The sequence below is a fragment of the Streptomyces tuirus genome (assembly GCF_014701095.1).
GTDB classification, from domain to species: domain Bacteria; phylum Actinomycetota; class Actinomycetes; order Streptomycetales; family Streptomycetaceae; genus Streptomyces; species Streptomyces tuirus.
Map to the genome: position 1 here is coordinate 3,583,702 of NZ_AP023439.1, position 26,682 is coordinate 3,610,383.

Genomic DNA, 26,682 nt, shown 5'->3' on the forward strand with positions numbered 1-26,682 from the left:
CATGCGCACGCCGGGCAGGTGGTGGCGTCACAAGAGCACGCCGGAGAAGGTCGAGTCGTACACGCGGTGGTCGTTCCACTTCTTCGCGGTGATGGAGTTCTTCTCCGTCGGGGTCACGTCCGTGGCTCCGCTCGGGCCCCGGCTGGGTGCCGCCGTGATGCTGGTGGTGGCCGTGCACGCGGCCCTCTGCTTCGTGACCGTGTCGCGGTCGGTCGACTGGACCCGTGGCCGCAGGCCCCAGCCCACCGCACTGATGTGGACCCTGGCCGCCGTCACGGCCGCCATCGCCGCCGCCGCGATCGGAATCGCCGAGCTCGGACCCGACCGCGAGGGCGTCGACGCCGCCGCCGGTGGCGTCTTCGGAGTGATCCTGATCTTCGGGCCCGGCATCATCGCGCTCGGCGTCCGCTCCCGGCGGCGCGCGTTCGGCATCGCGGGGGGCTTCGCGGCGGGCACGTGGGTCATGGCGTTCTCGCTCGGCGCCTCCGCGCTCACGGCACTCATCACATCTCTGATCGTGCTGATCGGCGGCGTGTTCATCGCCTTCACGGCCGTCTTCTCGGTGTGGCTGCTCAATTCCGTCTACGAACTCGACGAGGCCCGTGAGGCCCGGGCCCGGCTCGCCGTCGCCGAGGAGCGGCTGAGGTTCGGGCGGGATCTGCACGACGTCATGGGGCGCAACCTCGCCGTGATCGCGCTGAAGAGCGAGCTGGCCGTGCAGCTGGCCCAGCGGGGGCGGCCCGAGGCCGTGACGCAGATGGTCGAGGTGCAGCGGCTCGCGCAGGAGTCGCAGCGGGAGGTGCGGGAGGTCGTGCGCGGCTACCGGGAGGCCGACCTCGGTTCGGAACTCGCCGGGGCGCAAGGGGTGCTGGCGGCGGCCGGCATCGACTGCACGGTCGGCGGGGCGACGGCGGCCGGATTGCCGACCGCCGTGCAGTCCGCCCTGGGGTGGGTGGTGCGGGAGGCCGCGACGAACGTCCTGCGGCACGGGGACGCGCGGCGGTGTGCGGTGCGCTTGCAGGTGCTGGAGGGGCGGGTGGTGTTGTCCGTGGAGAACGACGGGGTGAGCGAGGCGGGGACGGAGTCCAAGGCCGGGCCCTCCGGCACGGGGCTCGCCGGGCTGCGGGAACGGCTGGCGGAGATCGACGGGACCCTGGAGGCCGGGCCCGCGGGCCAAGGACTGTTCCGGCTGACGGCGGAGATTCCGCTGCCGTCGCGGCCCGGGTCTTCCGAGGCCGTCCCCGCCGCCGTCGCCGCGCGTGCGGTGAGCGAGGTCACGCCATGACGGCCATGGAACCCGTGCGGCTGCTGCTCGCCGACGACGAGCACCTCATCCGCGGAGCGCTCGCCGCGCTGCTGTCGCTGGAGGACGACCTCGTCGTCGTCGCCGAGGCGGCGACCGGGCCCGAGGCGCTGGCGATGGCCCGGGCGCACAAACCCGATGTCGCCGTGCTGGATCTCCAGATGCCCGGCGCCGACGGTGTGAAGGTCGCCACATCCCTGCGGACCGAACTGCCCGGCTGCAAGGTGCTCATCGTGACCAGTCACGGACGGCCCGGGCATCTGAAGCGGGCGCTGGCGGCCGGAGTGCGGGGGTTCGTGCCGAAGACCGTGAGCGCGCAGCGGCTCGCGGAGCTCATCCGGACGGTGCACGCCGGGAACCGTTACGTCGACCCGGAGTTGGCCGCCGACGCGATCGCCGCCGGGGACTCGCCGCTGACCGCGCGGGAGGCCGAGGTCCTGGAACTCGCCGCCGACGGTGCGCCCGTCGCGGAGATCGCCGAGCGGGCCGCGCTGTCGCAGGGGACCGTGCGGAACTATCTGTCGTCGGCCGTCTCGAAACTCGGTGCCGAGAACCGGCATGCGGCGGTACGGCTCGCACGGGAGCGAGGTTGGGTATAGTGGTTCTCGCGCCACGGCGCATGCGAACGTAGCTCAGTTGGTAGAGCGCAACCTTGCCAAGGTTGAGGTCGCGAGTTCGAACCTCGTCGTTCGCTCCATCGAGAAGCCCCCCGGCTCCGCCGGGGGGCTTCTTCGTGTCCTACGACCAGCTCGTGCCGGTCAGGCGCTCGTACGCCTCGACGTACTTGGCGCGGGTGGCGTCGACGACCTGCTGGGGCAGGGCCGGCGGCGGCTGCTCGCTCTTGCGGTCCCAGCCGGACTCCGCCGAGGTCAGCCAGTCCCGGACGAACTGCTTGTCGTACGACGGCTGCGCCCGGCCCGGCTGCCACTGGTCGGCCGGCCAGAAGCGGGAGGAGTCCGCCGTGAGGACCTCGTCGGCGAGGACCAGATCGTCGCCCTCGAAGCCGAACTCGAACTTCGTGTCGGCGAGGATGATGCCCCGCTCCCGGGCGATGTCCCGGCCCCGGGAGTAGACGGCGAGGGTCGCCTGGCGCAGCCGGGCCGCGGTGTCCGCGCCGACCTGGCGGGCGACCTCCTCGTAGGAGACGTTCTCGTCGTGCTCGCCGACTTCGGCCTTGGTCGCCGGGGTGAAGATCGGGGCGGGCAGTTCACTGCCGTCGCTCAGGCCCTCCGGCAGGGCGAGACCGCAGACCGTGCGGGTCTCGTTGTACTCGGCGTGGCCCGAGCCGGTGAGGTAGCCGCGGGCCACGCACTCCACCGGGACCATCTGCAGCGACTTGCAGATCAGCGTGCGGCCCGCCCACTCGGCGGGGGCGCCGTCGGGCAGTTCCGTGCCCAGCACGTGGTTCGGGACCAGGTCGGCCAGCCGCTCGAACCACCACAGGGACAGCTGCGTGAGGATCCGGCCCTTGTCGGGGATCTCGGTCGGCAGCACCCAGTCGTAGGCGGAGATGCGGTCGCTGGCGACCATCACGAGGTCGCCCGCCTCGTTCCGGTACAGCTCGCGCACCTTGCCGGTGTGCAGATGCACCAGGCCCGGAACCTGGATCGGCTCGGGCTTTGCGACGAATCCGGACACGGTTCCTCCCCGTGGTTCTGTCCAATGGCTCGATTCTCCCGTACCCGGGCATGATCACGGACAGTGGGTCAGTCGCGTTTGCAGATGCGGTCCAGGAGATTGGCCGTGGCCCGCTGGACACGGCCGTCGACGTGGCCCGGGCGGTCCAGGGCCGGTGACCAGGCGAACGTTCCGGACGCGAAGACCCAGGCGCCGGAGGGAGCGCGGTACAGGGACGTCTCCTGGTGGCGGAGGACGCCCTCCTTGTCGGTGTACGGGGAGTGGGCGAGCAGCATGCGCTCCTCGTGCTCCGGCAGCGGGGTGCGCGGGAAGTAGCGGTCGGCCTCGCCCGCCACCAGGTTCTCGATCTCGTCGCCCTCGTGCGCCCCGGTCGCCTCCCACAGCCAGTGCCCGGCATTGCGCACGATCAGCGGGTGCGGCTCGGGGACGGGCCCTGCGTACTGGATGCCCAGGAGCTGCTGCTCCGCGCGGTCGATCTCCCGCCACAGCACCGGCTTGCCCGGGCCGCGGCGCTTGCGGCAGGTCAGCAGCCGGGCGGGCACGCCGGACGGGGAGGGGCCCAGCTCCACCTGCCAGTACATGGAGTTTGCGGAGAGGAAGACCAGCGAGGTGCCGGCGTCACGGCCGCGCTCCACGGTGGCGCGCATGGCGGCCGACCAGTACTCGTCGTGGCCCGGGAAGACCAGGCCGCGGTAGCGCGTGGGGTCCACGCGGCCCGCGTGCAGATCGCTGGCGTCGGCGTAGGCGACGTCGTAGCCGTAGCGCTCGGCCCAGCGGATGAAGTCGTAGGCGTGGCCGACGTGCAAGGGGAGGCCCGCGCCCGCGTACGGGCGGTCGAAGGAGACCGTCGTGGCGGCCTCGGACTCGCCGAGCAGCCGGCCCTTCTCGTCCCAGGCGTGGTAGAGGCTGGCGCCGGTGCGGCCGTCCTCCGGGTAGAGGTTGTACGCCTGCCAGGTGATGTCGGGCAGCACGAGCAGCAGGTCGGCGGGCTGGTCGTGGCGGACGGTGAAGGGGACGTGGGAGCGGTAGCCGTCGGCGGTGGTGAGGACGGCGACGTACGCGCCGATGTTCCAGTACGAGGGGACCTGGAGGCGCCAGGACAGCCACCAGTGGTGGCAGGAGACCGTACGGTCCGCGGCGAGCGGCGCGGGCTGGACGATGCCGGACAGCCGCGGGCTGGTGGTGATCTTCGCGGCGCCGTCACCGCCGTAGTGGCCGATGCGGTAGATGTCGACGGCGAACTGCTGCGGCGGGTCGACGGTGATGTGGAAGTCGATGGCCTCGCCGGGGGCGACCGCGCCGGTGGAGGTGAAGCCCTTGATCTGGCGGTTGACGTCGTCGGCCGCGCGGGGGCCGCCCGAGCGGCCGCCCTTCTTCGGCGGGTCCGTCGCGTCCTGGTCCACGTACCAGGGGACGACCTGGCCCGAGTGGTCGAAATACGTCACGTTGCCCCGCAGCCACGGAACGGGCCCCTGCCCGAAGGGATCCGTCACGGCGTGCGCAAGCGCTCCCGACTCCCAGCGGCGGATCTGCTCCGAGCCCATGGTTCTTCCCCTCCCCTGTGCCCCCGTGGTGGTGCCTGCTCGTGTGGTGTGTGCGGTGCCTCTGCGGTGCGCGGTGCTGGCGGTGCCTCTGCGGTGTGTGCGGCGTTCGGCTGTGTGTGCGGCGTTCTGCGGTCGGTGTGACGCGGGCGTGCCTATGTGCTTGTCGTATGTCGCAAGCCCTTGCCATACACGAACGGTCCAAGCACATCACATAACGCGCGCACTTCGTCACTGCTCGTTTTGAATTGGCCAGAACCGGAAGCTCGTACTCCGGTGTTCAGCCGAGGCGGACCGGCTTCTCCGGGCGTATGCCGAGCTGGGACAGCCAGACCCGCAGGGGCGTCGCGTCGCCGTCCTCGATGAGGGTGAGGACCTTGGGCGCCAGGTCGGCCGTGCGCTCACCGTCGATCAGGAGGGTCGGGCCGTCCAGCCAGTCCAGGCCCGGGGTCGCACCGGCGGTGTCCATCGCGGCGCAGCAGACCATCGCGGTGAGGTGGTCGGCGAGCAGCTCCCTGGCCGTGCGCGGGGGCTGGAGGGGGAAGAGGGGGAGGGCCCGGTCGTCCCAGAGCGCCGCGGGGTCGGGGGTCGGGGAGGCGGGTGAGGGGGCCGCGGGGGAGGGGGCGGCCTCCTCGCGGGCCAGTTCGGCGCTGAGGCGGGCCGCGAGGGTGGCGCTGGGGGCCGTCGTACCGGCGAGGTCCTCGTCGTCGAGGGCGTCCGGTCTGCCGGGGGGCGGGCCGGCGGCTTCGCGCGGTGCGGGGTCCGGCATGTCCGGCCCGAGGCCGGTGGAGCCCGCTGTGTCCGGCCCGAGGCCGGTGGGGCCTGCTGCTGGATCGGTCGCTCCGGTGGTACCGGCCGTCCACGCCCGACCGGTGTCCGTCGAGGACGCGGGACAGGGTCGGGGCGACGGTGGCGGGAGCCGTGGGGCCGGTGGCGGGGCGGACGCCCATCGCGTCCAGGACGCGGTGGAGGCGGGCCGCGTCGAGGCGCCACTTGCGGTCCACGACCTCGTCCGGGTACTCGCTCCAGTCCACCGGCGACCAGTCGGGGCTGGGCCCTGCGGGGCCGCCGTGGAAGAGGCGGGCGGCGAGGAGGGAGGCGGCCTCGTCGACCGTGCCCGGCTCCTCCAGAAGATCGCAGGCGGGCCGCTCGCCGAGCCGGGACGCGAATCCCTCGGCCAGGCGGTCGCGCCGGGACAGCTCCGTGAGCGCCGCGACCACACCGGCGTCCAGCCGGGACGGCCAGCGGCCCATCCGCCAGGCGGGCAGTGCGACCCGGGTCAGCAGCCGGTCCCAGCCCGCGTACGCCAGGCCCACCTGCTCCTGCGCGACGATCCGCAGCCCGTAGTCCACAGCCTGTGCACGCTCCGCCGCCGCGGCCGCCACGCCCCGCTCCAGCTCGGCGGCATGGACCCGGCAGCTGCGCAGCAGGAGCCGGGCGACCCACCCGACCCCGGCGAGCACCGCCCGCGACACCGGGTCACGCCGGGGCTCCGAGGCCACGGCCACCGCGGCGTCCAGGCCCCGGACGAAACGCCGGGCCGCGGCTATGTCCGGGTGGGCCGAGGGGCCCGTACCGGCGATGACGGGGGCGAGGACCGCGCGCAGCTCGCCGACCCGCATCCACCACAGGAACGGGGAGCCGATGACCAGGACCGGTGCCACGGGATGCCGGCGCTGCGCCTGCTTGCCCGCTCCCGCGATGTCGCCGTGCTCCTCGGCCGGGGGCGGTGCGTGGGCCGGGTGGGTGCGGTCCTCAAGCCAGCTGTCGCAGTCCGGGGTGAGCGCTATCGCGGAGGGCGCGGGGACGTCGAGGCGGTCGGCGAGATCACGGACCATCCGGTACAGGTCCGGAGCCGCCTCCTCGGTGACCGGGACGGTCGGGCTCATGGCGGGCCGGGCCCGGGCGACGACCAGGGCGATCCCGGCGGCGGCCAGCAGCACCAGGACCGCGAACGGCGTCAGCACCCAGCGGGCCGCGTCCCAGACGGGGCCCTCGATGCGGTCGCCGACCGCGCCCGCGAGCAGGATCACGGCGACGGCGGCCGGCAGCAGGGCGACGGCCAGGGCACGGCCGCGGATGCGCAGCACGGCCAGGGCCCGTGCTCGCGCGGCCTGCGCGCCTGCTTCCACACCCATTCCGGTCACGACCGACCTCACCCCCTCCCCGTTGACCCGACGCTGCCCTTGCTCACTCCCCCACTGTGGCACCCGTCACTGACATCGCAATGCCGGTGGGCCAAGTGCCGGAACGCTTGCGCCGCACCCTAGTTGGGGCTCCGCCCCCCGTCAGCCGGATAGGGCATCGGTCACTCGATGGAATGGCTTTGGGGAGAGGTGGATGACGGAAAACGAGCGTCCGGCTCCCGCCGCTCCCGCCTCTTGCCTCCCGCCTCTCGCCTACGGGCCCCGCCCCCTCACATGCTTCAGGCCCCGGATCCTGAGACGGGTCCGGGGCCTGGGGGGGGCATCGGCGGCGGGGTGGTTTCACTCCGGCCGCCCGAGCGAGGGGGCCTTACGGGGGCCCTGCGGGGGGCTTTACGCGCCCGCCGCCTTCGCGGCGATGTCCGTGCGGTGCTGCGAGCCGTCGAGGCGGATGCGGCCGACGGCCGTGTAGGCGCGGTCACGGGCCTCGGTGAGGTCCTTGCCGGTGGCCGTCACGGACAGGACGCGCCCGCCCGCGCTGACCACGGCGTCGCCTTCCTGCCGGGTGCCGGCGTGCAGCACGTACGCGTGCGGGGCGTCCTGGGCGGCGACCTCGTCGAGTCCGGTGATCGGGTCGCCGGTGCGCGGGGTGCCGGGGTAGTTGTGCGAGGCGACGACCACGGTCACGGCCGCGTCGTCGCTCCAGCGCAGCGGCTCCAGGTGGGCGAGGTTGCCGGTGGCGGCGGCCATCAGCAGGCCTGCCAGCGGCGTCTTCAGCCGGGCCAGCACGACCTGGGTCTCGGGGTCGCCGAACCGGGCGTTGAACTCGATCACACGCACACCGCGCGAAGTGATCGCGAGGCCGGCGTACAGCAGGCCGGAGAACGGCGTGCCGCGCCGCTGCATCTCGTCCACGGTCGGCTGCAGCACGGTCTGCATCACCTCGTCGACCAGCTTCGGGTCGGCCCACGGCAGCGGGGAGTACGCGCCCATGCCGCCGGTGTTGGGGCCCTCGTCGCCGTCCAGGGCGCGCTTGAAGTCCTGCGCGGGCTGGAGGGGCACGACCGTCTCGCCGTCGGTGACGGCGAAGAGGGAGACCTCGGGGCCGTCGAGGTACTCCTCGATGACCACGCGCTCGCAGGCCGCCGCGTGGGCCCGCGCCGCTTCGAGGTCGTCGGTGACGACGACGCCCTTGCCGGCGGCGAGCCCGTCGTCCTTCACGACGTACGGAGCGCCGAAGGCGTCGAGGGCCGCGTCGGCCTCTTCCGGCGTCGTGCAGACGTACGAGCGTGCCGTGGGCACCTCGGCCGCCGCCATGACGTCCTTCGCGAAGGCCTTGGAACCCTCGAGCTGCGCCGCCTGTCCGGACGGGCCGAAGACGGGGATGCCCGCCTCTCGGACGGCGTCGGCGACACCGGCGACCAGCGGGGCCTCCGGGCCGACGACCACGAGCTCCGCGCCGAGGCGGGTGGCCAGCTCGGTGACCGCGGCGCCGTCCGAGGCGTCGACCTGGTGCAGCTCGGCGACCTCGGCGATGCCGGCATTGCCGGGGGCGCAGTGCAGCGCGGTGACATCGGGGTCGTGGGACAGGGAGTGGCACAGGGCGTGTTCGCGGGCGCCGCTGCCGATGACGAGGACCTTCACAGGGGTCAGCCTAACGGGAGGCGCCGGGTTCCCTTTGTGCGGGCTTCCGAAGGGAGGGGGGATCTTGAGCTGGATGTTCCTCCAAGAGGGGTCCGGTGTTGCTCGCGGTTCCGTGTGGGCTATTCGTTCGTGAACTCCTCGACCACCGTCGCCCCCAGCTCCCGGACGATCAGCTCCTGGCCTGAGAGGGCCGACTCGTCCAGGTCGGGGTCGTCGTCCTCGGGGATGTCCTCCTCGACCGAGACGTGGCGCGGCGGTGGGGCGGAGGGCTGGGGGACGGAAGCGGTCGGTGCCGGGGCCGGGGTGGAGGCCGGGGCGGGGCTGCTCGACTGCTGGGTGGGAGCGGCCGGGGGCGCCGACTGGGGCGGGGCAGGGCGCTGGGCCGTGGCCGTACCGCCGCCCGCGTTGTAGCCGCCGCCACCGCCGGGGTTGTAGCCGCCACCGCCACCCCCGCCGAACCCGGAGGGGCCGCCCGGCGCCGGTGGCGCGGAGCCGCCCGAGGGGTCGACGATCGCCTCGATCTTCCACTGCACGTTGAACTGCTCGCCCAGCGCCTGCCGCAGTACGTCCTCGCTGCCGCTGCTCAGGAAGTTGTCCCGCGCGCCCGCGTTGACGAAGCCCAGCTGGAGGGTCGTGCCGTCGAAGCCGGCCACCTGGGCGTTCTGGCTGAGCAGGATCCAGGTGAAGCGCCGGCGGTTCTTGACCGCGTCCAGGATGTTCGGCCAGAGCATGCGGGGGTCGAGGCCGCCGCCGCCCGAGGCAGCAGAGGCAGGGGCGGGTGCGGCCTGCGCGGGAGCCGGGGGCTGGGCCGCCGGTGGGGTGCTGGGCGCGGGCGTGCTCGTCGGCGGGGTGTGCGCCGGTGGGGTGTTCGAGGCCGGCGCGACCGGGGCGGCCGTGGGCCAGCCGCCGGGGCGACGGCCGCCGCTGCCGGCGGAGGCGGCGGTGGGCCAGGCGCCCGGGGCGGCCGGGGCGGACTGGGGCTGTCCGCCCGGGGCCGGGGTGGAGGCGGCGGGCGGGGCCTCGGTGGGAGCGCCCGGACCGCCGGGGGCACCAGGTCCGGCCTGCGAGCCGGGGGCAGGGGCATGAGCCGGGGGCGCGGCCGGTGCGGTCGGCGTCGCGCCGTGGCCCGGTGCGGGCTGCGGCGCACCCTGGCCCGCCGCCGAAGGGGCGGAGCCGGCCGCGGCCGGCGCAGGGCCGACGCCACCGGCGCCGTGTGCGGCACCGCCGTTGCCGGGTCCTCCTTGTCCTGGTCCTGCTCCTGCTCCTGTTCCTCCTCCGGACGCCCGGACGGCAGCGCGGGCCGCGGCCGGGCCGCCGGCCGGTGGCACGGCGCCGCCGCCACCCGCCTGGACGGGGGCAGCCGCCGCTCCCCCATGGCCCTCGGGCCCGGGGGCGTATCCCATGGCGGGCATGCCGGCGGGGCCCGCGGAGTAGTTCCCGCCGCGCTCGATCCGGTCGAGGCGGGCCATCACGGACCGCTCGTCGCCGTAGGCGGCGGGGAGCAGCACGCGAGCGCAGATCAGTTCGAGCTGGAGACGGGGCGAGTTGGCGCCGCGCATCTCCGTCAGGCCCTCGTTGACGAGGTCGGCGGCGCGGCTCAGCTCGGCGGGGCCGAAGGTGCCGGCCTGGGCCTGCATGCGCTCGATCACATCGGCGGGGGCGTCGATGAGCCCCTTCTCGGCCGCGTCCGGGACGGCGGCGAGGATCACCAGGTCACGCAGCCGCTCCAGGAGGTCGGCGACGAAACGCCGGGGGTCGTTGCCGCCTTCGATCACGCGGTCGACGACCTCGAAGGCCGCGGCTCCGTCGCCGGTGGCGAAGGCCTCGACGACGGAGTCGAGCAGGGAGCCGTCGGTGTACCCGAGCAGGGCGGTGGCCATGGCGTACGTCACACCGTCGGCCGTGGCGCCGGCGAGGAGCTGGTCCATGACGGACATGGAGTCACGCACGGACCCGCCGCCGGCGCGTACGACGAGCGGGAGCACGCCCTCCGCGACCGGGATGGTCTCCTTCTGGCAGACCTGCCCGAGATACTCCCGGAGGGTGCCGGGGGGCACGAGCCGGAAGGGGTAGTGGTGGGTCCGGGACCGGATCGTCCCGATGACCTTCTCGGGCTCGGTGGTCGCGAAGATGAACTTGAGATGCTCCGGCGGCTCCTCGACGACCTTCAGCAGCGCGTTGAAGCCGGCCGACGTGACCATGTGGGCCTCGTCGATGATGTAGATCTTGTACCGGCTGCGGGCGGGCCCGAAGAAGGCCTTCTCCCGCAGGTCACGGGCGTCGTCCACGCCTCCGTGCGAAGCGGCGTCGATCTCGATGACGTCGATGGAACCGGGGCCGTTGCGCGCGAGGTCCTGGCAGGACTGGCACTCCCCGCAGGGTGTCGGCGTGGGCCCCTGCTCGCAGTTCAGGCAACGGGCGAGGATGCGGGCGCTGGTCGTCTTGCCGCAGCCGCGCGGCCCGCTGAACAGGTACGCGTGGTTGACCCGGTTGTTCCGCAGCGCCTGCTGCAGCGGGTCGGTGACATGCTCCTGCCCGATGACCTCGGCGAAGGTCTCCGGGCGGTAGCGGCGGTACAGAGCGAGAGACGACACGCATACGAGGTTATAGGCGCCCACTGACATCCGGCCCGGCCCGGGCCCGGCCGGAAGATCCCGTACCGGAACGCAGACGCCCCTCACGCACCCGCCAGAGCCAACCTACCCTTGCTGCCTTCCGGCCCTGGGGGAGTTCAGTCAGATAGCGCCGCGTGAGGGGCTGCGCCAAGGCTACCTGATGTCGGCAGCGGGAACGAGTTCGCGAGCACTCCTCAACGTCTTGTATTGTTTGCGGCGGAGGATTCGCCTAGAGGCCTAGGGCGCACGCTTGGAAAGCGTGTTGGGGGCAACCCCTCACGAGTTCGAATCTCGTATCCTCCGCCAGTGCCTCACCGGGCACGATGTCGAAGGGCCCCACCGTTCGCGGTGGGGCCCTTCGACGTTGTCCGTCTCAGTTGGTTTCCGGGAGCTCCCACAGCGCGTCGCCGACCTGCTGCGCGACCTTGCGGAGCATGGTCCCCGTCCGATCTCAGGTCCTGCCACCGGAGCGTACGGGTGCCTACGATCGCGCGGTGAGCTACGACATCTACTTCTTGAGCCGACGCGACGGGCAGTCCTGGGATGACGCCCTGGAGGCCATGGAGGACGCAGCCGAGGAGAGCGAGCCGATCCCTGCCCGCCTCCTTGAAGCGTGGGACCGAATCGTGCCGCAGGCCCGGACCCTGCTGGGCGAAGTAGAGATCACGGAATGTGGGCAGGAGTCGCGGGACCTGAGCCACCCGGACACTGGCACCGACCTGTCCGTCTTCGGCGACGAGGTGAGCGTTACTGTGCCCTACTGGCATGCGGGGGACGACGCTGCAATCGTGCTCGAAAGGGTCTTCGCCCTTGCGGCCATCGTCGAGAAGGAGACCGGGCTGACTGCCTACGATCCCCAGGTGGAGCGTCCACTTCGAGAGACACCGTTGCAGAGCGCTACCGGGCTGATGTCGCGCATCGCCGAGGACTTGCGCAGTCGCTACGGCGGTTGATCACCGGGCCAGGCGGCGCCGGGCCAGATTCCGAGCCGTCTACGATTTCGCGGCGGTCCGCTTCGGGGTCCTGGTCTTGCCGGAACCCTCGCGTTTGGGCTTCTCCGCGGAGGCGTCCGTGCGTGGCCTGGTCGGTCGGGTCGGTCCGGTCTTCCACTTCAGTTCGATCTCCAGCTCGACCTCCCCGCCTCCGATCTCGACCTCCAGCTCGCTGTGCAGCTCGTCGGGGATGCGCAGGCCCAGCGTTCCGGGGCCGAGGTCCAGCTCGGCGTCCCCGCCCTCCCTCAGGGCGTCTGCCAGTGCCGTGAGCTGGTCGGCGGCCTCCTGGCGTGACAGCGAACGCTTCTGCTCGAACTTGAGGTCGGTCATGGGTGCCTCCGATGCGGCAATGGCGCAGAGAGAGGGGATGGAGAGTGGAACGGAAGAGTGAGTATGTCCATTTTGGCTCGATGTGGCGGCTTGGACATCCTCATGCGCCCCGCGGGGCGAGGCTCACCCTCACGCCCTCGTCCGTCGCCTCCCACGGCACACCGCGTTCGAGGGTCCGGCGCCCCTCGTCCAGGATCTCCTCGCGCACCCGCAGCGCCGAGTCCATGAGCCCGCGCCACTCCCACTCGGTGTCGAAGGCGCGCCGGGCGCGCTCCGTGGACTCGACCAGCCAGTTGGCGGCCTCCGCCACGCCCTCCACGGACTGCGAGGCCCTGCCGACCCCTTCCAGGTCCCACGTCATCCACAAGGTCACGGCGTCAGCCGCCCGCCCGCGGGCCCCACTGCTCGGGCCCCACGCCGCGCCAGTCGATCCACGACACCTCCGCCACGTCCGCGGGGTCGATCTCCAGGCCCGCGCGGCGGAGGAACTCCGCGACATCGGTCACATTGTGGGCGAGGCCGAGGATCTCGCCGTCCACGCGCACCCGGCGGCCGCCCGAGGGCGACGGTGGGTGCACGGTCACGCGAATCGGTCCGGCCATACCTTCAGGATCATCCGGGACGTACGGTCCCGCAGGCCGGGGCGTCACCGGCGCGGCCGCTCACGCACCACGTCCCCGGCCGTCCGCCCCAGCTCGCGCAGCTCCCACCACGCCGCCGGGCTGGGCCGTCGCCGCTGCCAGTAGGGGTGGAAGAACGCCTGGGCCGACAGCCGCAGCAGACGCCGGCGCAGCTCGGTGCGGCCGGGCCGGTCGGCGAGCTGCCGGTAGGTGGCACTCCACTCCCGCTGCGCCCGGACGAGGTCGTCGGGAAACGTTCGCATGGCCGAATTCAATCATGTGTTCGATTTTTCGGGCCAGCGCAACAGGAGGCTCGAGGCCCCGGCAACGCTTCTCTTACGTCTCGGTTCGGGCACTGGACGTGGACAGCAGCAGCGCGAGGGGCGTCGGTAGGCGCATACTGAGGCCAATGACAAAGCCTGCTGCTCCCAAGCGTCATTTGCCTACCAGCCCCTTCAAGGCTCCGGTCGCCCCCGCTCCCAAGCACTTCGCCGTGGGTGACCAGGTCACGCACGACATGTACGGGCTCGGCCGGGTCATCGGCATCGAGGACGGGATCGCCGCGCTCGTGGACTTCGGTTCGGCGCAAATGCGGATCCTGAGCCCGTACGCCAAGATGACCAAGCTGTAGGACCTCCGTGCCCGGTCAGGGCACGCCTGGCCCTGACCTGGGCCAGTAACGAAAAGAGACCTCTCATCGAACCGACTTCGCTGTTCTCCGCCGTGGAAGGGCAGACCAGCCGTTCCCGTGCGGCGTCGCCGGCTCCGGCGACCAACCCTTTCCAGGCCCCGGACTTCGGGGAGGACGACGCCTTCCCGCTCGACGACGTGACGGAGCAGCCCGCCCCGTCCGGGCGTCCGGCGCGCCGCAGGGCCGCCTAGCTCCCGGGACTCGCAGGGAGGGCCCGTCAGTTCCGGGCCGGCTGCCCGCCCGCGCGGTCCGACGTCGGCCAGACGTACGGCAGATCGTCGGGGACGTCCGGGAAGAGGGTCGCGTAGGTCTCGGGATCCTTGCGGACCAGGGCCGAGCGGTGGCTCTCGTGGAAGGGGTCGTCGCCGAGCCAGGGCGGGAGTTCGCCCTCGGCGGCCAGGAGGTGCTGGTCGCGGATGGGGGCGTGCGGGCGGATCGCCGCCAGGTCGGCCACGAGCGTCGCCGCGCAGGTGTCCTGGTGGCCCTGTTCGCGCCACACACGGCAGATCTCCAGGCCGTAGCGGACCAGCGCCTCCTCGTAGCCGAGCCACATCTTCACGGCCGGGTGGTTGCGCCAGCCGTAGCCGGGGACGACCAGGCCGCGCAGCACCTGCAGCGCCTCGACGCGTTGTTTGCCGAGCCGGCGGCGGTCGAGGGACAGGGCCGTGGTGCGGAAGTCGGGGTGGGGCAGGAAGGTCTGCATACCGTCCTCGGTGTTCCTTGATCCTGGCCGTACTCGGTGATCGTTGATCCCGGCCGTGCTCGGTGATCCTTGCCGTGCGTCCGGGATCCTTGTCGTGCGTCCGTGTCCTTACCGTGCGTCGGTGGGCGTCTCGCGTCGGCTGAGGGTCAGGGCCAGGGCGATCATGGCGACGCCCAGGACGCAGTGGAGCCAGTCGTCCGCGGTGTTCAGCGGCACGAAGTTGGCGGCGCTGTCATGGCCGACCGACAGGCCGTACACCCACAGCACCAGGTAGACGGCACCGCCGACCAGCAGATACGAGTACGCCCCGGCGGCCGTGCCCGCGAGGATCAGACCCAAAAGGCCGTAGGCCAGGTGCACGAGGTTGTGCAGGATCGAGACCTGGAACAGGCCGAACAGCTCCGCGCCCGACTCGTGGGAGGCGAACTCCAGCGAGCCGTAGTCGGTGGTGGCACCGGGGATGAAACCCAGCACGCCGACCACGAGGAAGACCAGGCCCAGCACCACGGCGGCCTGCTGGACGGGGGCGCGGGCGGTCCGGCGCGACGCGGGTGTGCTCATGGCCGGTGGGCTCCTCACGCGGGGACCAGGTTCTGTTCCGCCCAGATGGTCTTGCCCGTGGTGCTCTGGCGGGTGCCCCAGCGCTCGGTGAGCTGGGCGACGAGCAGCAGGCCCCGGCCGCCCTCGTCGTAGGTGCGGGCGCGCCGCAGATGGGGGGCGGTGTTGCCGCCGTCGGAGACCTCGCAGATCAGGGTCGAGTCGTGGATCAGCCGGAGCTGGACGGGCGGCTCGGCGTGCCGGATGGCGTTGGTGACGAGCTCGCTGACGACCAGTTCCGTGACAAACACGGCGTCGGAGAGCCCCCACCGCTCCAGCTGCGCCACCACGTCCTTGCGGGTCTGCGCGACCGCGGACGGGTCGGCCGGCACCTCCCAGGTGGCGACCTGCCGCGCGTCCAGCGCACGCGTACGGGCGATGAGCAGGGCCACGTCGTCGGCCGGGCGCTGCGGCAGCAGGTCGGCGAGGACCGTGTCGCACAGGGCGTCCAGCGAGGCCGCCGGGCGGGCCAGGGCCTGGCGCAGCCGGTGGACGCCGGCGTCGAGGTCCCGGTCGGGCGTCTCGACCAGGCCGTTGGTGTAGAGGGCGAGCAGGCTGCCCTCGGGAAGGGTCACCTCGGTGGCCTCGTACGGCAGGCCGCTCACGCCCAGCGGGGGCGCGGCCGGGAGGCCGACGAGGTCGACGGTGCCGTCGGGGCTCACCACGGCCGGCACGGGATGCCCGGCCGCTGCGAGGCAGCAGCACCGTGTCACGGGGTCGTAGACGGCGTACAGGCAGGTGGCCCCCACGTCGCTCGAGGTCTCCGGGGAGCCCGCGTGCCTGCCCTCGGTGTCGCTCTCCTCCTCGGTGTTCAGGCGGGCGACCAGGTCGTCGAGGTGGGTCAGCAGTTCGTCGCAGGGCAGGTCGATGTCGGCCAGCGTGCGGACCGCCGTGCGCAGCCGCCCCATGGTCGCCGAGGCGACCAGGCCGTGGCCGACCACGTCTCCGACGACGAGGGCCACCCGCGCGCCCGAGAGGGGGATGACGTCGAACCAGTCCCCGCCGACGCCGGCGTGGGGGCCCGCCGGGAGGTAACGGGAGGCGACCTCGACGGCCGCCTGCCGGGGCAGCCGCTGCGGCAGCAGGCTGCGCTGGAGTGTGACCGCGGTGGCCCGCTCGCGGGTGTAGCGGCGGGCGTTGTCGATGCTGACGGCGGCCCGGGCGGCGAGCTCCCCGGCCAGGACCAGGTCGTCGTGCTGGAACGTCTCCTGGTTGCGGTGCCGGACGAAGAAGGCGACGCCCAGGGTGGTGCCGCGGGCGGCCAGCGGCACGGCCATCACGGAGTGGATGCCGAACGCCCGGACCCGGGCGGCGCGGGCCGGGTCGCGGGCGAGCCAGGTGGTGAACGCCGGGTCGGTCACCTCGTGCAGGGCGGGGCGTCCGGTGCGCAGGCTCTCGTAGGGCGCCGAGCCCGGCGGATAGGAGTCCACCGCGCCGGCCGCGACGACCGCCTCCGGGGCACCCGCGGTCACCGACCGCAGCGCGGCCCGGCGCAGCAGCAGCGGCCCCTCCGCCGGAACCACCGGCGCGGGCGGCTCGGGTGCGTCGTCCAGCGCGGCCAGCAGATCGACGCTGACGAAGTCGGCCAGGACCGGAACGGTCACATCCGCGAGCTCCTGGGCCGTGCGCGTCACATCGAGCGTGCTGCCGATGCGCCGGCCGGCCTCCGCGATCAGCTGGAGGCGCTTGCGGGCCCAGAACTGCTCGGTCATGTCGTGCGCCGAGAGGCAGACGCCCCGGATGGTGCCCTCGTGGTCACGCAGCGCGGAGATGAAGACCGACCAGGCGTGCTCGTGGTTCTCGCCGGGCGCCTGCAGGTAGTTCTCCTGGTACTCCGGCTCGCCGGTGCGCAGGACCCGGGCCATGCTGCGCTCCGCCCGCAGGCCGGCGTGGTGGTCGATGATCTCGGAGACGCGCAGGCCCCGCATCTCCTCCTCGGTGAGCGCCGCGGAGCGTTCCATGTCGGCGTTGGCCCGCCGCAGCCGCAGCCGGGTGTCGTAGATCGCCTGGGCGCAGCACGGGGACTGGGCGAAGCTCCAGCTGACGAGCGACTCGTCGAGGCCGGTCGGTGGCTGCCGGTCGGTCAGGGCGGAGACGATGAGCCAGGCGGGGGCGTCGGCGCCGGCCGGCCTGTGGTGGGCGAGGATCCCGACCGTCAGTTTCCGGCCGTCACGGTGCCGGAGCGCCACGTCGCCGTTCCAGCGGGGCAGCCCGGCGAGGGTGGGCAGACCACCCCGCACCGGGATCGGCTCGGCCAGCAGATCCGCGGCACGGCGGCCGGTCACCTGCCCGGCCGGGTACCCGAGGAGCCGCTCGGCGCCCGGGTTCCAGCCGGTCACGATGCCGTGTTCGTCGAGGGTCACACGGGCCGTGAGGGATGCGTCGACGAGGGCTTCGAGGGCCCCTGGCTCTTCTCCGAACGACCGGCCGGCCCGGCCGACGGTGACGGGCTGCTCCATGATGGGTCATCTCGCTCTCGGGAGAATCAGCCGTAGCAGCGTATTTGCACAGATATCACCTGCTTACCCCGATTACGACGTGTCTCACAGCGGCGTCCCGAGAAGCGGAGCCTGCCGCCACCGGGCCCGGGTAACCGCTCCCTCATGGGTCAGATCCTCGTGGGCACGTGTTCCTGGACCGACCGGGCACTGGTCGGCAGCGGCTGGTACCCGCCGGGGCGGCGGGACGCCGAGGGGCGGTTACGGCACTACGCCGAGCGGTTCGGTGTCGTCGAGGTCGACGCCTCGTACTACGCGCTGCCGGGCGAGCGGAACAGCCGGTTGTGGGCCGAGCGCACACCGGATGGATTCATCTTCGACGTGAAGGCGTTCTCGCTGCTCACCGGGCACCCCACCCGGGCGGCGGTGATGCCGGACGGGTTGCGGGCCGATGCCCGGGACCCGGCGGTGCTCGACGAGGTGTGGGCGCGGTTCGCGGCCGGGATCGAGCCGCTGCGGGAGGCCGGGCGGCTCGGGAGCGTGCTGTTCCAGTTCCCGCCCTGGTTCCGGCCCGGGCAGCGGGCGGAGGTGTTCCTCCGGGAGTGCGCGGAGCGGACCGGGGGCTGGCCCGTCGCCGTGGAGTTCCGGCACCCGTCCTGGTGGGAGCCGGGGCAGGACGAGGCGACGGGCGCGCTGCTGACCCGGCACGGCATGGCCGCGGTCGCCGTCGACATGACGCAGAAGCTGCCCTCCTCCATCCCGCCGGTCACTCCCGTGACCTCGTCCCGGCTCTCGGTGGTCCGGTTCCACGGCCGCAGCACCGCGTGGGGCACCGGCAGCAAGGAGGACCGGTTCCGGCACGCCTACGACGAGGACGAACTCGCCGGGTGGCTGCCCCGCGTGCGGCGGCTGGCCGAGCGGACCGAGCAGGTCCACGTTCTGTTCAACAACTGCTGCGGTGACGCCGCCGTCCGCGCCGCCGAGGCCATGACACGGCTCCTCGGCGAGGCCGCCCCGGCACCGGGCGCGGTGGCGGCGCGGCTGCCTAGGGCTTGACCCGCACCCGGCGTTCCACCGACACCTGGTCCACGTCCGACACCCGCACGGTCGTCTTCATCGTCCAGTTCCCGGCGAGCGGCAGGTTGACGGCGTTGGTGCTCCAGTACCCGCCCCGGTCGACGAGTTCGGCGTCGATCGGGCCGACGTCGCGAGAGGGCAGACTGAAGGTGATGCGGACCTCGGGGACCGCGACCACGCCCCTGTCGGAGCCGTAGACGAGCGCCTGCATGCCGTTCTCGCCGACGCGGGCCGGGTCCAGCGTGATCTGCACCTTGCCGCTCCCGGTCACGGATCCCGTGCCCGTGTCGAAGGGCACCGTGATCTCGGTCGTGGGCGGCAGCGCCCCCACCGGTGCCCGCTGGGCCGCCTCGGCCTGGGCCCGGCTCGGAAGGGTGCCCGTGAGCACGGTCGTGATCATCAGCACGACGGCGGCGACGACGACTTCGACCAGGACGGAGCGGCGCAGGCGGCGCCGGATGCCGGGGTCGCCGGATCCCGCCCCCGGCTTCACCGGGCCGCCGGGCGGCTCGGGTTCCTCGGAGTCCGGCCCCGCTTCGCCGGTCCCGGGTCCCTCGGCGGCTTCCTGGCTTTCCGCAGGCGCGCCGACCGGCTGCGGGACCGGTGCCGGTGCCGGTACGGCCGCCCGGGCCAAAGCCGCCGGTGCCGCGATCAGCGCCGTCCAGCGCCGCGAGTACCCGGCCACCAGCAACAGCACGCAAACGCCCGCGAGTTTGGCGAGCAGCAGACGGCCGTACGACGTGCCGGTCAGCGCGGAGAGGGAGCCGAGGCCGCGCCAGGACTGGTAGACGCCCGTGACGGCCAGGACGGTCACCGAGGTGAAGGCGATCCGCGAGAAGCGGGGGACGACCTCCACGAGGTCCTCGTCCAGGTCGTCGCCCAGGTCCTCGCCGGACGGGCGGCGCAGGGTCAGCAGCAACGCCACCAGGCCGCCGAGCCAGACGCCCGTCGCCAGCAGGTGCAGCACGGACGACGTCATCGCCAGCGGCACCTGGATCCCGGCGGAGGCGTGCTCGGCCGCCGCCCAGGTCAGGCCCAGGGCCGCTGCCAGGGCCGTGCCGGTCGCCAGGGCGGCGGGCCGCTGCTCGGGGGCACGGCGCCCGGACAGCCGGATCAGGAAGGCGGCGAACAGCAGGAGGACGACCAGCCGGGCGAGCAGGGCCTCGCCCGGGCGGCCGGTCAGGGTGCGGCCGAGGGCGGAGGCGTCGAAGGCGGCGGCCGGGCCCGTGCCCGTCTCGTAGGGGGCGCGCAGCAGGATCAGGACGACCGTCGAGCCCAGCAGCGTCCACCAGGCGGCCACCAGCGGCCGGCGCAGGGGTGACGTGTCCGCCGGCCGGCACAGCAGCACGAACGCGGTCAGGCCGACGAGCAGCGCGCCGGCGAGGTAGGCGAGATAGCGGGCGGCGTCGTGGAGGCCGCCGGTGAGCGGGTCCTCGGCGGGGCCCGTGTCGATCTGGCCCGTGGTCGCGGACGGTTTCCCCACGGAGAAGCTGAAGGCGCCGGAGACGGGGTGGCTGTCGGCGGAGACGACGCGCCAGGCCACCGTGTACGTGCCCTGGGCGAGCTTGCCGGGCAGACCGACTCGGGCCGTGTCGGAGCGGCCGTCCGCGTGCGTGGCCTCGCCGGTGTGGACCCGGCGCTGGTCGGGGCCGAACACCCGGAAGGAGTCGTCGAGCAGGCCCACGGACTCGGTGAAGGTCAGGGTGACGTGGCGGGGGGCCTGCTTGAGGACGGAACCGTCGTCGGGGTCGGTTCCGCGGAGGGCGGCGTGGGCGGAGGCGGGGGCTGCTCCGGCGAGGAGCAGTACCAGCACGGTGCCGAGCAGCACCAAGGCTTGGAATCGCCGGGGATGTCCGACATTGCGATCCTCGTTCCGCCGTTGGTCCACGTGGGTCTCCGGGGTGGGGCTGGGGGTCGGGCTGGACGGCTACGAGTGAAGTACGGACCGGATCGGTGTAGTGCTCACCGGGCTCGGGAGAGGTGTGGGCTGACCGGGCTCGGGAGAGGTGTGGGCTGACCGGGCTCGGGAGGGGTGTGGTGCTCACCGGGCTCGGGAGAGGTGTGGTGCTGACCGGGCTCGGGAGGGGTGTGGTGCTCGTCGGGCTCGGGAGAGGTGTGGTGCTCGTCGGGCTCAGGACGCAGGCCTGGACAGCCGTGCGATCTCGTCGGCCGCCGCCGGGTAGCGGGCCGTCAGCTCCGCGGCGTCCCCGTGCTCGTAGCCGTCGAACGTGAAGCCGGGCGCCATCGTGCAGCCGAACAGGGCCCACTGCCCGGCGCCGCGCACCCTGCCGCCCATCCACGTGCCCGCCGGGACGGTGAACTGGACGTGCTGGCCGTCGAGGACGTCCGGCCCGAGGACCACCGTCCTCGTCGTGCCGTTCGGGGCGAGCAGGAGCAGCTGGAGAGGGTCGCCCCAGTAGAAGTGCCAGATCTCGTCCGTCGGCAGGCGGTGGAGGGCGGAGAAGTCGCCCGCTGTCAGGAGCGCGACGATCGCCGTGCCCTCCGGCCTGCCGTCGGGGCGTTCGGGGCCGGCCCAGGTCTGCCGGAACAGGCCGCCCTCGCGCGGGATCGGTTCGAGGCCGTAGTGGGCGATGAGGTCCTCCGGGGTCACGCGGGGAACAGTATCTCCCGGTCGAGGAAGGCGAGCTGGGCCTTTTTCTCCGGCAGGTACACGTCCGGGAGGTCGATCTCCGGCAGCACCACCACCGGCCCGGGGGCGAAGCCGAGCTTGAGGAAACGGGCGACGGCCTTCTCGTTGCGCACGTCCGGGTCGACCACGATCCGTCGGCGGTCCAGGCCGAGCAGGACGTATCCGGCCATGACCGCCACCAGCCGCGCGGTCCAGCCGGGCCGGGCGCCGCCGGGTCCGGCGGGGGCTAGGAGCAGGTGGACGCCGATGTCGCCGGGGCGCACGTCGTAGCACTCGCTCACCCGGTCGGCCTCCGGCTCGTAGGTCTGGAGGAGCGCGACCGGCTCGCCGTCCCGGACGACGAGATGGGCGTGGTGGGTGTCGAGCGTGGCCATGTGGGCGTAGATCCCGGCGACCTGGTGCTGGGTCAGTCCGGTCATGCCCCAGAAGACGGCCCGGTCCTCACCGACCCACTGGTGGATCACCGCGGCATCGGCCCCGGGGTCGAGCGGCAGCACGCGGACGGTGCCGAAGCCGTCGATCACCTGCTCATGGACGGGCGTGCGGGAGGCGTACGGGTCAGACATCGGTCTCCTTCTTCAGCCGGGTCCAGTCGGTGACGACCGGGACGAGGTCTCCCGCGAGCCAGAGGGGCAGCTGGTCGCGGTGGTGGGGCGAGCCGGGGACGCCCGAGGCGCCGAGCGGGACCACCCAGCGGCTGTCCTCGCGCCGGGCCAGGTCCCAGACGTAGCGGGCGGCCGGGCCCCGGGCGGCGCGGTCGGTGAGGCCCGGCACGCCCGAGGTGCACAGCACGCAGTCGTGGTCGCCGGACAGCCCCGGTTCCTCGTACGGCTGCTCCGGCTCCAGGGCCCGCCAGGGGGCGAGGCGGTGGGTGTCGCCCCAGACACCGGCCGGCGGGCGCAGGGCCACGTCCTCGACGGCGGCGCGGACCACCGCCGGGCGGTCGATTCCGTACAGGTCCTCGGCCCGCAGCAGGTTTTCGAGGGCGAAGCCGACCCGGGGGACGAGGGCGAGCCAGGGCTGGAACACCTCCGGGTACGCCGGTGGTGTGGTGAGCGCGGCGAACGCCGGGTGCGCCGCGAGCCGCCGTACGACCGCTCCGCGCACGGCCGCGTAGAGGGCCGCGTCGGCGCTGCCGGCGTCCATGCGGCGGTCCCAGCCCCGGAGCCGGTCCCGGAGGGCGGCGGCCTCGGGGGTGAGGCCGTCGAGGGCGTCGAGGTGGTCCAGGAGGGCGGAGGCGGAGGCCAGGTGGGTGTCCGTGTGGAGGGCGGGCATGTCGGCGGCGGACCAGCGCTCCTTGCCGGCGAGCAGCGCGGCGATGCGGTCGGCGCGGTGCGGCGGGGCGAACTCGACGCCGAGGGGCTCGGCCGGGCCGCGCTGGTTGGCCATGACGGCGACACCGTCGGTGAGCCCGGCGCGCGGCGGCACGTGCCAGCCGCGCCACTCGTGGCCGGGCTCCCAGGCGGGCACCACCCGCAGCGAGTTGGCCTCGGCGCGCCGCGGCACCCGCCCGGCCACGCGGTGCAGGACACCGCCCTCGGTGTCGGCCGCCTGGACGACGTTGACCGGCTCGGCCCAGCGGTCGAAGGCACGGTCCACATCGGCCACCCGACGCGCCCGCAACAGCGGCAGCAGCGCGCCGAAACCGAGGTCGCCGGTGACGCGGGGCGGGTAGCGCAGGCTGATGGCCAGGGGTGGGGCGAGGGGGGTGGCGGGATGGGCGGGGTCGGCTGGGTCGGCGGGGTCGGCGGGGTCCGCCGGCTCGGCGGGAGCATCCAGCGGTTCTGCCGGACCGGGACTGCCCGCGGACGCCAGATCCACCGGGTCGCCGTCGATCCCCTCGGGTCCGCCGATGATCACCGGGCCCCGGTCGGTCTCGATGACCTCGACCTCGACCGGTTCCTCGCCCGCCACCTCGATCGTCTCCGTGTGCCGGGGCGCCCGCCGCCAGACCCCGTCCGGGCCGAGGGCCTCCACCCCGGCGCCGGTGCGCCGCAGCCGCTCCCGGTAGAGGTCCTGGTAGTCGGCCATGGCGTTGGTGATGGCCCAGGCGACCGAGCCGGTGTGCCCGAAGTGGGCGATGCCGGGGACGCCGGGGACGGCCAGGCCCACGACGTCGAACTCGGGGCAGGACAGATGGATCTGCTGGTAGACGCCCGGGTCCTCGATCCAGCGGTGGGGGTCGCCGGCGATGACCGCCTGCCCGGTGACCGTCCGCTCGCCGCCGACCAGCCAGCCGTTGCTGCCGGAGGTGCCGGGGCCGTCGGTGGCGAAGAGGCCGATGGCGTCCGCGTCCAGGTGCGCGGCGACCTGCTCACGCCAGAGCTTGGCCGGGAACCCGGCGAACAGGATGTGGGTGGCGAGCCAGACGCCGAGCGGGGTCCAGGGCTGCCAGCGGCCCGGGGTGAGACCGACGCGGGCGAACTCGGGGGCGGTGCTGCCGGCCAGACCCTCGTTGACCCCGTCGACGTACGCGCGCACCCACCGCGCCGTCCCGGGGTCCTGTCTCTCCAGGTCGGCGAAGCAGCGTCTCGCGGTGTCGTCGACTCCGGCCCGTCTCGCGAACAGGTCCCAGGCCAGGGCGCTCCCGCCGAGGAAGGACGCCGAGGTGCCCTGCGCCCGGTGACGCTCGGTCTCCAGCTGCCAGGCCCGGTCGCGGGCGGTGACGAGGCCCTGCGCGTGGGCGAGTTCGGCCGCGCTGCCCGCGCGCAGATGCGGAATGCCCCAGGCGTCACGGTAGATCTCGGTGGCCACGCTGCGCCCCCACATTTCTTTAGGTTAGGCTTGCCTAAGTCATAACTGTGGCCGGAATCGTACGCGAAGGGGCGGAAAAGCGATGGGGCAGGGGCGGGGTTGGGAGGGCGCGGTCCTCAAACTGATGCGTGGCAAGGACTTCGAGTTCACGGTGACGGACGTCGAGGACGTCACCCCGGCCTACCGGCGGCTGCGCTTCACCGACGGCGGTCTGCTGGCCGCGACCGGAGTACACCCCACCATGTGGGTACGGCTGTGGTTCGACAACGCCGGCAAGCCCCACCAGCGCGCCTACACCCTGGTCGACCCGGACGCCGGGGCCGGCACCTTCGGTCTGGAGTTCGCCCTGCACGAGGGGTTCGCCAGCGACTGGGCCAGGGCGGCGAAGCCGGGCGACACCATCGAGGCGACCGTCCAGGGCACCGGCTTCGACCACCCGGACCCCGCACCCTCGCACGTCTTCGCCGTCGGCGACCCGGCCTCGCTGCCGGCCATCAACTCCCTCCTGGACGCCCTGGGTTCCGCCCCGGCCACCGTCTGGTTCGAGGGCGGCGACGACGACCTGCCCTTCCGTACCGACCCGGACCGGCACGAGCTGCGCAAGGTGCCACGGCAGGACTCCGGCGCCCACCTCGTCGACCGCGTGAAGTCGGACCTGCCCGGCCTGCTCCAGGGCACGGCCGACCCCTACGTCTGGATCGCCTGCGACACGGTGACGACCCGGGCCCTGACGGCGTACGTCCGCAAGGAACTGGGCCTGCCCAAGCAGCGGGTGCACGCGCTGGGCTACTGGCGGGCGACCTGAGCAGCGGGCGGGCCCGCCCCGGGGGATGATCGGGGCATGGACGTCACCCTTCACCTCGCCCAGGATCCCGAGGCCGACGCGCTGCTCGGCCGCAGCCCGCTCGCCGCGCTGGTCGGCATGCTGCTGGACCAGCAGGTGCCGATGGAGTGGGCGTTCAAGGGCCCGGCGACGATCGCCCAGCGGCTCGGCACGGACGACCTGGACGCGCACGAGATCGCCGCGTACGACCCGGAGGCCTTCGCCGCGCTGCTCTCGCAGAAGCCTGCGGTGCACCGCTACCCGGGCTCCATGGCCAAGCGGATCCAGCAGCTGTGCCAGTACCTCGTCGAGCACTACGACGGTGACGCCGAGGCCGTCTGGAAGGACGTCGCCACCGGCAAGGACCTGCTGAAGCGGCTCGCGGAACTGCCCGGCTTCGGCAAGCAGAAGGCCCAGATCTTCCTCGCCCTGCTCGGCAAGCAGCTTGGGGTCCGTCCCACGGGCTGGCGGGAGGCGGCGGGCTCCTACGGCGAGCCCGACTCCTTCCGCTCGGTCGCCGACATCACCGGTCCCGAGTCCCTGGTCAAGGTCAGGGCGCACAAGCAGGAGATGAAGGCGGCGGCGAAGGCGGCGAAGGCCTCCGGCAAGTAGCAGTGACTCCGGGGCCAGCCATGTCAGCTCGGCCGTGCGTGCTCGGCCGAGACCGCCCGGCTGTGACTGCTCGGCCGCGTCCACCAAGCCATGTCGGCTCGGCCCTGCCTGCTCGGCCATGACCGCTCCGCCGTGACCGCCGCTGTGACTGCTCGGCCGTGTTGCCAGGCCGCGTCCGGTCGGCCGTGACCGCCCAGCCGTGACTGCCGGGCTGCGCCCGCTTGGCCGCGTCCACCAAGCCATGTCGGCTTGGGCCCTGCCTGCTCGGCCTCGACCGCTCAGCCGCGGCTGCCAGGCCGTGTTGCCAGGCTGCGTCCGCTCAGCCTGCCCCGCCATGCCGTGACTGTCCGGCTGCGTCCACTCGGTCATGACCACCCGACCGTGCCCCCTCGGCCGTAACCGCTCGGCCATGCCCCCTCGGCCCTGTCCGCTCAACCGTGACCGCCCGGCCGTGACCACTCGGCCGGGTCCCTGGTCGCGCCTGTCGTCCGCCTGGCCCGGCCCGGGTGGCGGGCCCCTCGGGCCGGGGTCGAGCATGGACCATGGCCGAGCCACCGAGCGGCTCCCCCCGGGGCCGGGAGCACGACACCGACCGCGACCGCGCGCCCCTGGGCCTTGAACCCCCCGTCCGGCACGGCCCGGGTCCGAACGGCCCCCACTCCCGTGACCAGCGCGAACGACACAGCCGCACGCCGTCCGAGCCCCCGGAGCACTGGCCGTACGACCCGCAGGCCCCCCGCGACGCCGGACCCCGCGAGCGGACCGCACGGCCCGGCCCGCAGGACCTCTGGCCCTCCGACCCGCACGGTCCGGAGCCCTCCGCGCAGAGCCACCGCGAGCCGGACACCGGCATGGGCCGGGTGGGCGTATCTCGCGGCAGGCGGGATGAACGGCGTGGCCACGGCGGGGAGTGACCTCCCGTGACCCCCGCACCGCAGCCGGTCCCCCGCAGCCCGCGTCGACACGCCTGGCTGCGGGTGCTCGTTCTGCTGCTCGCCCTGCTCGTGCCGGGCGCGCACGCGGAGGCCCACACGGGGTGGACGGCCGGCGTCTCCGGCGAGAGCACCACCGTCGAGTGCGACGTCCTCGACACCGCCCTGCGCCCGCCGGCCAGAGCCGCCCGCCGCACCGCGGCCGTCCCGCTGAGCCCCGCCCCGCTCCCGTACCCCGGGCCCGCTACCACCGCACAGCACCCGGTTCCCGTACCGCCGAGCCCGCGGCTCGACCCTCGCCCCCTGCGTTCCGAGGTCCTGCGCTGCTGACAGGACCGGCCCGCCCCGGTCCGTCCGTCCCGCACGGAACCAGCAGTACGACGAGGAACGACGAGGAACCCAGCCATGCTTCAAGACCCGTACGCCGTCCTGCGCGCCCTGCTGCGCGCGGAAGCCGCCCGCAGCACTCCCAAGCCCCACCCCGAGCCCGACACGCGGAAGCCGCAGCAGCCCCCGAAGGGAGCGAGAGGGAACCGCGGCTGACCCACGCACCCGGCGGAGGCACACCGACGCCTCCG

Annotated in this window: 24 protein-coding genes, 2 tRNA genes, 1 other RNA gene and 1 pseudogene; 11 read left to right on the forward strand and 17 right to left on the reverse strand. The window is 73.5% G+C overall.

What is annotated here, in order from left to right; translation table 11 throughout:
- The first annotated feature begins 1 nt into the window (after nucleotide 1).
- From IGS69_RS16415 to IGS69_RS16425, 3 genes are all read left to right on the forward strand, one after another.
- On the forward strand, nucleotides 2-1,285 hold the full coding sequence (locus IGS69_RS16415; protein WP_190900521.1) for a sensor histidine kinase: 1,284 nt from the start codon (nucleotides 2-4) through the stop codon (nucleotides 1,283-1,285).
- Entirely contained in the window at nucleotides 1,282-1,902 is a 621-nt protein-coding gene (locus IGS69_RS16420; RefSeq protein WP_190900523.1) for a response regulator transcription factor, read from the forward strand. Before IGS69_RS16415 ends, IGS69_RS16420 begins: the two co-directional genes overlap by 4 nt.
- Before the next feature lie 22 nt (nucleotides 1,903-1,924).
- A tRNA-Gly gene (locus tag IGS69_RS16425) sits at nucleotides 1,925-2,000 on the forward strand.
- A gap of 41 nt (nucleotides 2,001-2,041) precedes the next feature.
- On the opposite strand, the gene IGS69_RS16430 is transcribed toward IGS69_RS16425, so the two are convergent.
- The 6 genes and pseudogenes from IGS69_RS16430 to ffs form a co-directional block, all read right to left on the reverse strand.
- Entirely contained in the window at nucleotides 2,042-2,941 is a 900-nt protein-coding gene (locus tag IGS69_RS16430) for a phosphoribosylaminoimidazolesuccinocarboxamide synthase (RefSeq protein ID WP_190900525.1), read from the reverse strand.
- A 68-nt stretch (nucleotides 2,942-3,009) separates the two neighbouring features.
- Nucleotides 3,010-4,485, reverse strand: a complete 1,476-nt coding sequence (locus tag IGS69_RS16435; RefSeq protein WP_190900526.1) for a N,N-dimethylformamidase beta subunit family domain-containing protein — start codon at nucleotides 4,483-4,485, stop codon at nucleotides 3,010-3,012.
- Between the two features lie 277 nt (nucleotides 4,486-4,762).
- Nucleotides 4,763-6,620 (reverse strand): annotated as a pseudogene (locus IGS69_RS16440) (hypothetical protein).
- A 399-nt stretch (nucleotides 6,621-7,019) separates the two neighbouring features.
- Nucleotides 7,020-8,270 carry a phosphoribosylamine--glycine ligase gene (gene purD / locus IGS69_RS16445; protein ID WP_190900529.1) on the reverse strand — a complete coding sequence of 417 codons (1,251 nt, stop codon included), beginning with the start codon at nucleotides 8,268-8,270 and terminating at the stop codon, nucleotides 7,020-7,022.
- Between the two features lie 119 nt (nucleotides 8,271-8,389).
- Nucleotides 8,390-10,864, reverse strand: a complete 2,475-nt coding sequence (locus IGS69_RS16450; protein ID WP_190900530.1) for a DNA polymerase III subunit gamma and tau — start codon at nucleotides 10,862-10,864, stop codon at nucleotides 8,390-8,392.
- 72 nt (nucleotides 10,865-10,936) lie between these two features.
- Nucleotides 10,937-11,031: signal recognition particle sRNA small type (gene ffs / locus IGS69_RS16455), an RNA gene on the reverse strand.
- Nucleotides 11,032-11,103: 72 nt separating this feature from the next.
- Here ffs and IGS69_RS16460 point away from each other — a divergent pair.
- Nucleotides 11,104-11,191, forward strand: a tRNA-Ser gene (locus tag IGS69_RS16460).
- 188 nt (nucleotides 11,192-11,379) lie between these two features.
- Nucleotides 11,380-11,838, forward strand: coding sequence for a hypothetical protein (locus IGS69_RS16465; RefSeq protein WP_190900532.1), 459 nt, complete (start codon nucleotides 11,380-11,382; stop codon nucleotides 11,836-11,838).
- 39 nt (nucleotides 11,839-11,877) lie between these two features.
- Here the strand turns inward: IGS69_RS16465 and IGS69_RS16470 are convergent, their stop codons facing one another.
- The 4 genes from IGS69_RS16470 to IGS69_RS16485 form a co-directional block, all read right to left on the reverse strand.
- Nucleotides 11,878-12,207 (reverse strand): amphi-Trp domain-containing protein, encoded by a 330-nt coding sequence (locus IGS69_RS16470; RefSeq protein WP_190900534.1) that lies wholly within the window; start codon nucleotides 12,205-12,207, stop codon nucleotides 11,878-11,880.
- A gap of 100 nt (nucleotides 12,208-12,307) precedes the next feature.
- Nucleotides 12,308-12,568, reverse strand: coding sequence for a hypothetical protein (locus tag IGS69_RS16475; RefSeq protein WP_190900536.1), 261 nt, complete (start codon nucleotides 12,566-12,568; stop codon nucleotides 12,308-12,310).
- Between the two features lie 16 nt (nucleotides 12,569-12,584).
- Nucleotides 12,585-12,809 carry a hypothetical protein gene (locus IGS69_RS16480; protein ID WP_190900538.1) on the reverse strand — a complete coding sequence of 75 codons (225 nt, stop codon included), beginning with the start codon at nucleotides 12,807-12,809 and terminating at the stop codon, nucleotides 12,585-12,587.
- Nucleotides 12,810-12,853: 44 nt separating this feature from the next.
- Complete coding sequence (locus IGS69_RS16485; protein WP_190900540.1) at nucleotides 12,854-13,090, reverse strand: hypothetical protein; 237 nt, start codon at nucleotides 13,088-13,090, stop codon at nucleotides 12,854-12,856.
- Nucleotides 13,091-13,236: 146 nt separating this feature from the next.
- On the opposite strand from IGS69_RS16485, the gene IGS69_RS16490 reads away from it, so the two are divergent.
- Nucleotides 13,237-13,458, forward strand: a complete 222-nt coding sequence (locus tag IGS69_RS16490) for a hypothetical protein (protein ID WP_031110278.1) — start codon at nucleotides 13,237-13,239, stop codon at nucleotides 13,456-13,458.
- Between the two features lie 277 nt (nucleotides 13,459-13,735).
- Here IGS69_RS16490 and IGS69_RS16495 read toward each other — a convergent pair whose 3' ends face one another.
- The 3 genes from IGS69_RS16495 to IGS69_RS16505 form a co-directional block, all read right to left on the reverse strand.
- Nucleotides 13,736-14,221 (reverse strand): MSMEG_6728 family protein, encoded by a 486-nt coding sequence (locus IGS69_RS16495; protein WP_190900542.1) that lies wholly within the window; start codon nucleotides 14,219-14,221, stop codon nucleotides 13,736-13,738.
- A 108-nt stretch (nucleotides 14,222-14,329) separates the two neighbouring features.
- A complete protein-coding gene (locus IGS69_RS16500) occupies nucleotides 14,330-14,782 on the reverse strand; it encodes a DUF4383 domain-containing protein (protein ID WP_190900544.1) in 453 nt (150 codons plus the stop codon).
- 14 nt (nucleotides 14,783-14,796) lie between these two features.
- Nucleotides 14,797-17,277: a SpoIIE family protein phosphatase gene (locus tag IGS69_RS16505; RefSeq protein WP_190900546.1), complete on the reverse strand. Its 2,481-nt coding sequence runs from the start codon at nucleotides 17,275-17,277 to the stop codon at nucleotides 14,797-14,799.
- A 144-nt stretch (nucleotides 17,278-17,421) separates the two neighbouring features.
- On the opposite strand from IGS69_RS16505, the gene IGS69_RS16510 reads away from it, so the two are divergent.
- Nucleotides 17,422-18,312 carry a DUF72 domain-containing protein gene (locus IGS69_RS16510; RefSeq protein ID WP_190900548.1) on the forward strand — a complete coding sequence of 297 codons (891 nt, stop codon included), beginning with the start codon at nucleotides 17,422-17,424 and terminating at the stop codon, nucleotides 18,310-18,312.
- On the opposite strand, the gene IGS69_RS16515 is transcribed toward IGS69_RS16510, so the two are convergent.
- From IGS69_RS16515 to IGS69_RS16530, 4 genes are all read right to left on the reverse strand, one after another.
- A complete protein-coding gene (locus IGS69_RS16515; RefSeq protein WP_190900549.1) occupies nucleotides 18,302-20,161 on the reverse strand; it encodes a copper resistance CopC/CopD family protein in 1,860 nt (619 codons plus the stop codon). The two genes, IGS69_RS16510 and IGS69_RS16515, sit on opposite strands and share 11 nt — an antisense overlap.
- A 303-nt stretch (nucleotides 20,162-20,464) precedes the next feature.
- Nucleotides 20,465-20,944, reverse strand: a complete 480-nt coding sequence (locus IGS69_RS16520) for a cupin domain-containing protein (protein ID WP_190900551.1) — start codon at nucleotides 20,942-20,944, stop codon at nucleotides 20,465-20,467.
- The gene (locus IGS69_RS16525) at nucleotides 20,941-21,549 is read right to left on the reverse strand and encodes a GNAT family N-acetyltransferase (protein WP_190900553.1); all 609 of its coding nucleotides are present in this window, start codon (nucleotides 21,547-21,549) and stop codon (nucleotides 20,941-20,943) included. The genes IGS69_RS16520 and IGS69_RS16525 overlap by 4 nt, the downstream gene beginning before the upstream one ends.
- The gene (locus IGS69_RS16530; protein WP_190904520.1) at nucleotides 21,542-23,737 is read right to left on the reverse strand and encodes a penicillin acylase family protein; all 2,196 of its coding nucleotides are present in this window, start codon (nucleotides 23,735-23,737) and stop codon (nucleotides 21,542-21,544) included. The genes IGS69_RS16525 and IGS69_RS16530 overlap by 8 nt, the downstream gene beginning before the upstream one ends.
- An 82-nt stretch (nucleotides 23,738-23,819) precedes the next feature.
- Here IGS69_RS16530 and IGS69_RS16535 point away from each other — a divergent pair, with 82 nt between their 5' ends.
- The 4 genes from IGS69_RS16535 (at nucleotide 23,820) to IGS69_RS16550 (ending at nucleotide 26,647) form a co-directional block, all read left to right on the forward strand.
- Nucleotides 23,820-24,542, forward strand: coding sequence for a siderophore-interacting protein (locus IGS69_RS16535; RefSeq protein WP_190900555.1), 723 nt, complete (start codon nucleotides 23,820-23,822; stop codon nucleotides 24,540-24,542).
- A 36-nt stretch (nucleotides 24,543-24,578) separates the two neighbouring features.
- Nucleotides 24,579-25,172 (forward strand): HhH-GPD-type base excision DNA repair protein, encoded by a 594-nt coding sequence (locus IGS69_RS16540; protein ID WP_190900556.1) that lies wholly within the window; start codon nucleotides 24,579-24,581, stop codon nucleotides 25,170-25,172.
- A 920-nt stretch (nucleotides 25,173-26,092) separates the two neighbouring features.
- Complete coding sequence (locus IGS69_RS16545; protein WP_232543541.1) at nucleotides 26,093-26,434, forward strand: hypothetical protein; 342 nt, start codon at nucleotides 26,093-26,095, stop codon at nucleotides 26,432-26,434.
- 75 nt (nucleotides 26,435-26,509) lie between these two features.
- Nucleotides 26,510-26,647 carry a hypothetical protein gene (locus IGS69_RS16550; RefSeq protein WP_190900557.1) on the forward strand — a complete coding sequence of 46 codons (138 nt, stop codon included), beginning with the start codon at nucleotides 26,510-26,512 and terminating at the stop codon, nucleotides 26,645-26,647.
- Nucleotides 26,648-26,682: the final 35 nt, after the last annotated feature.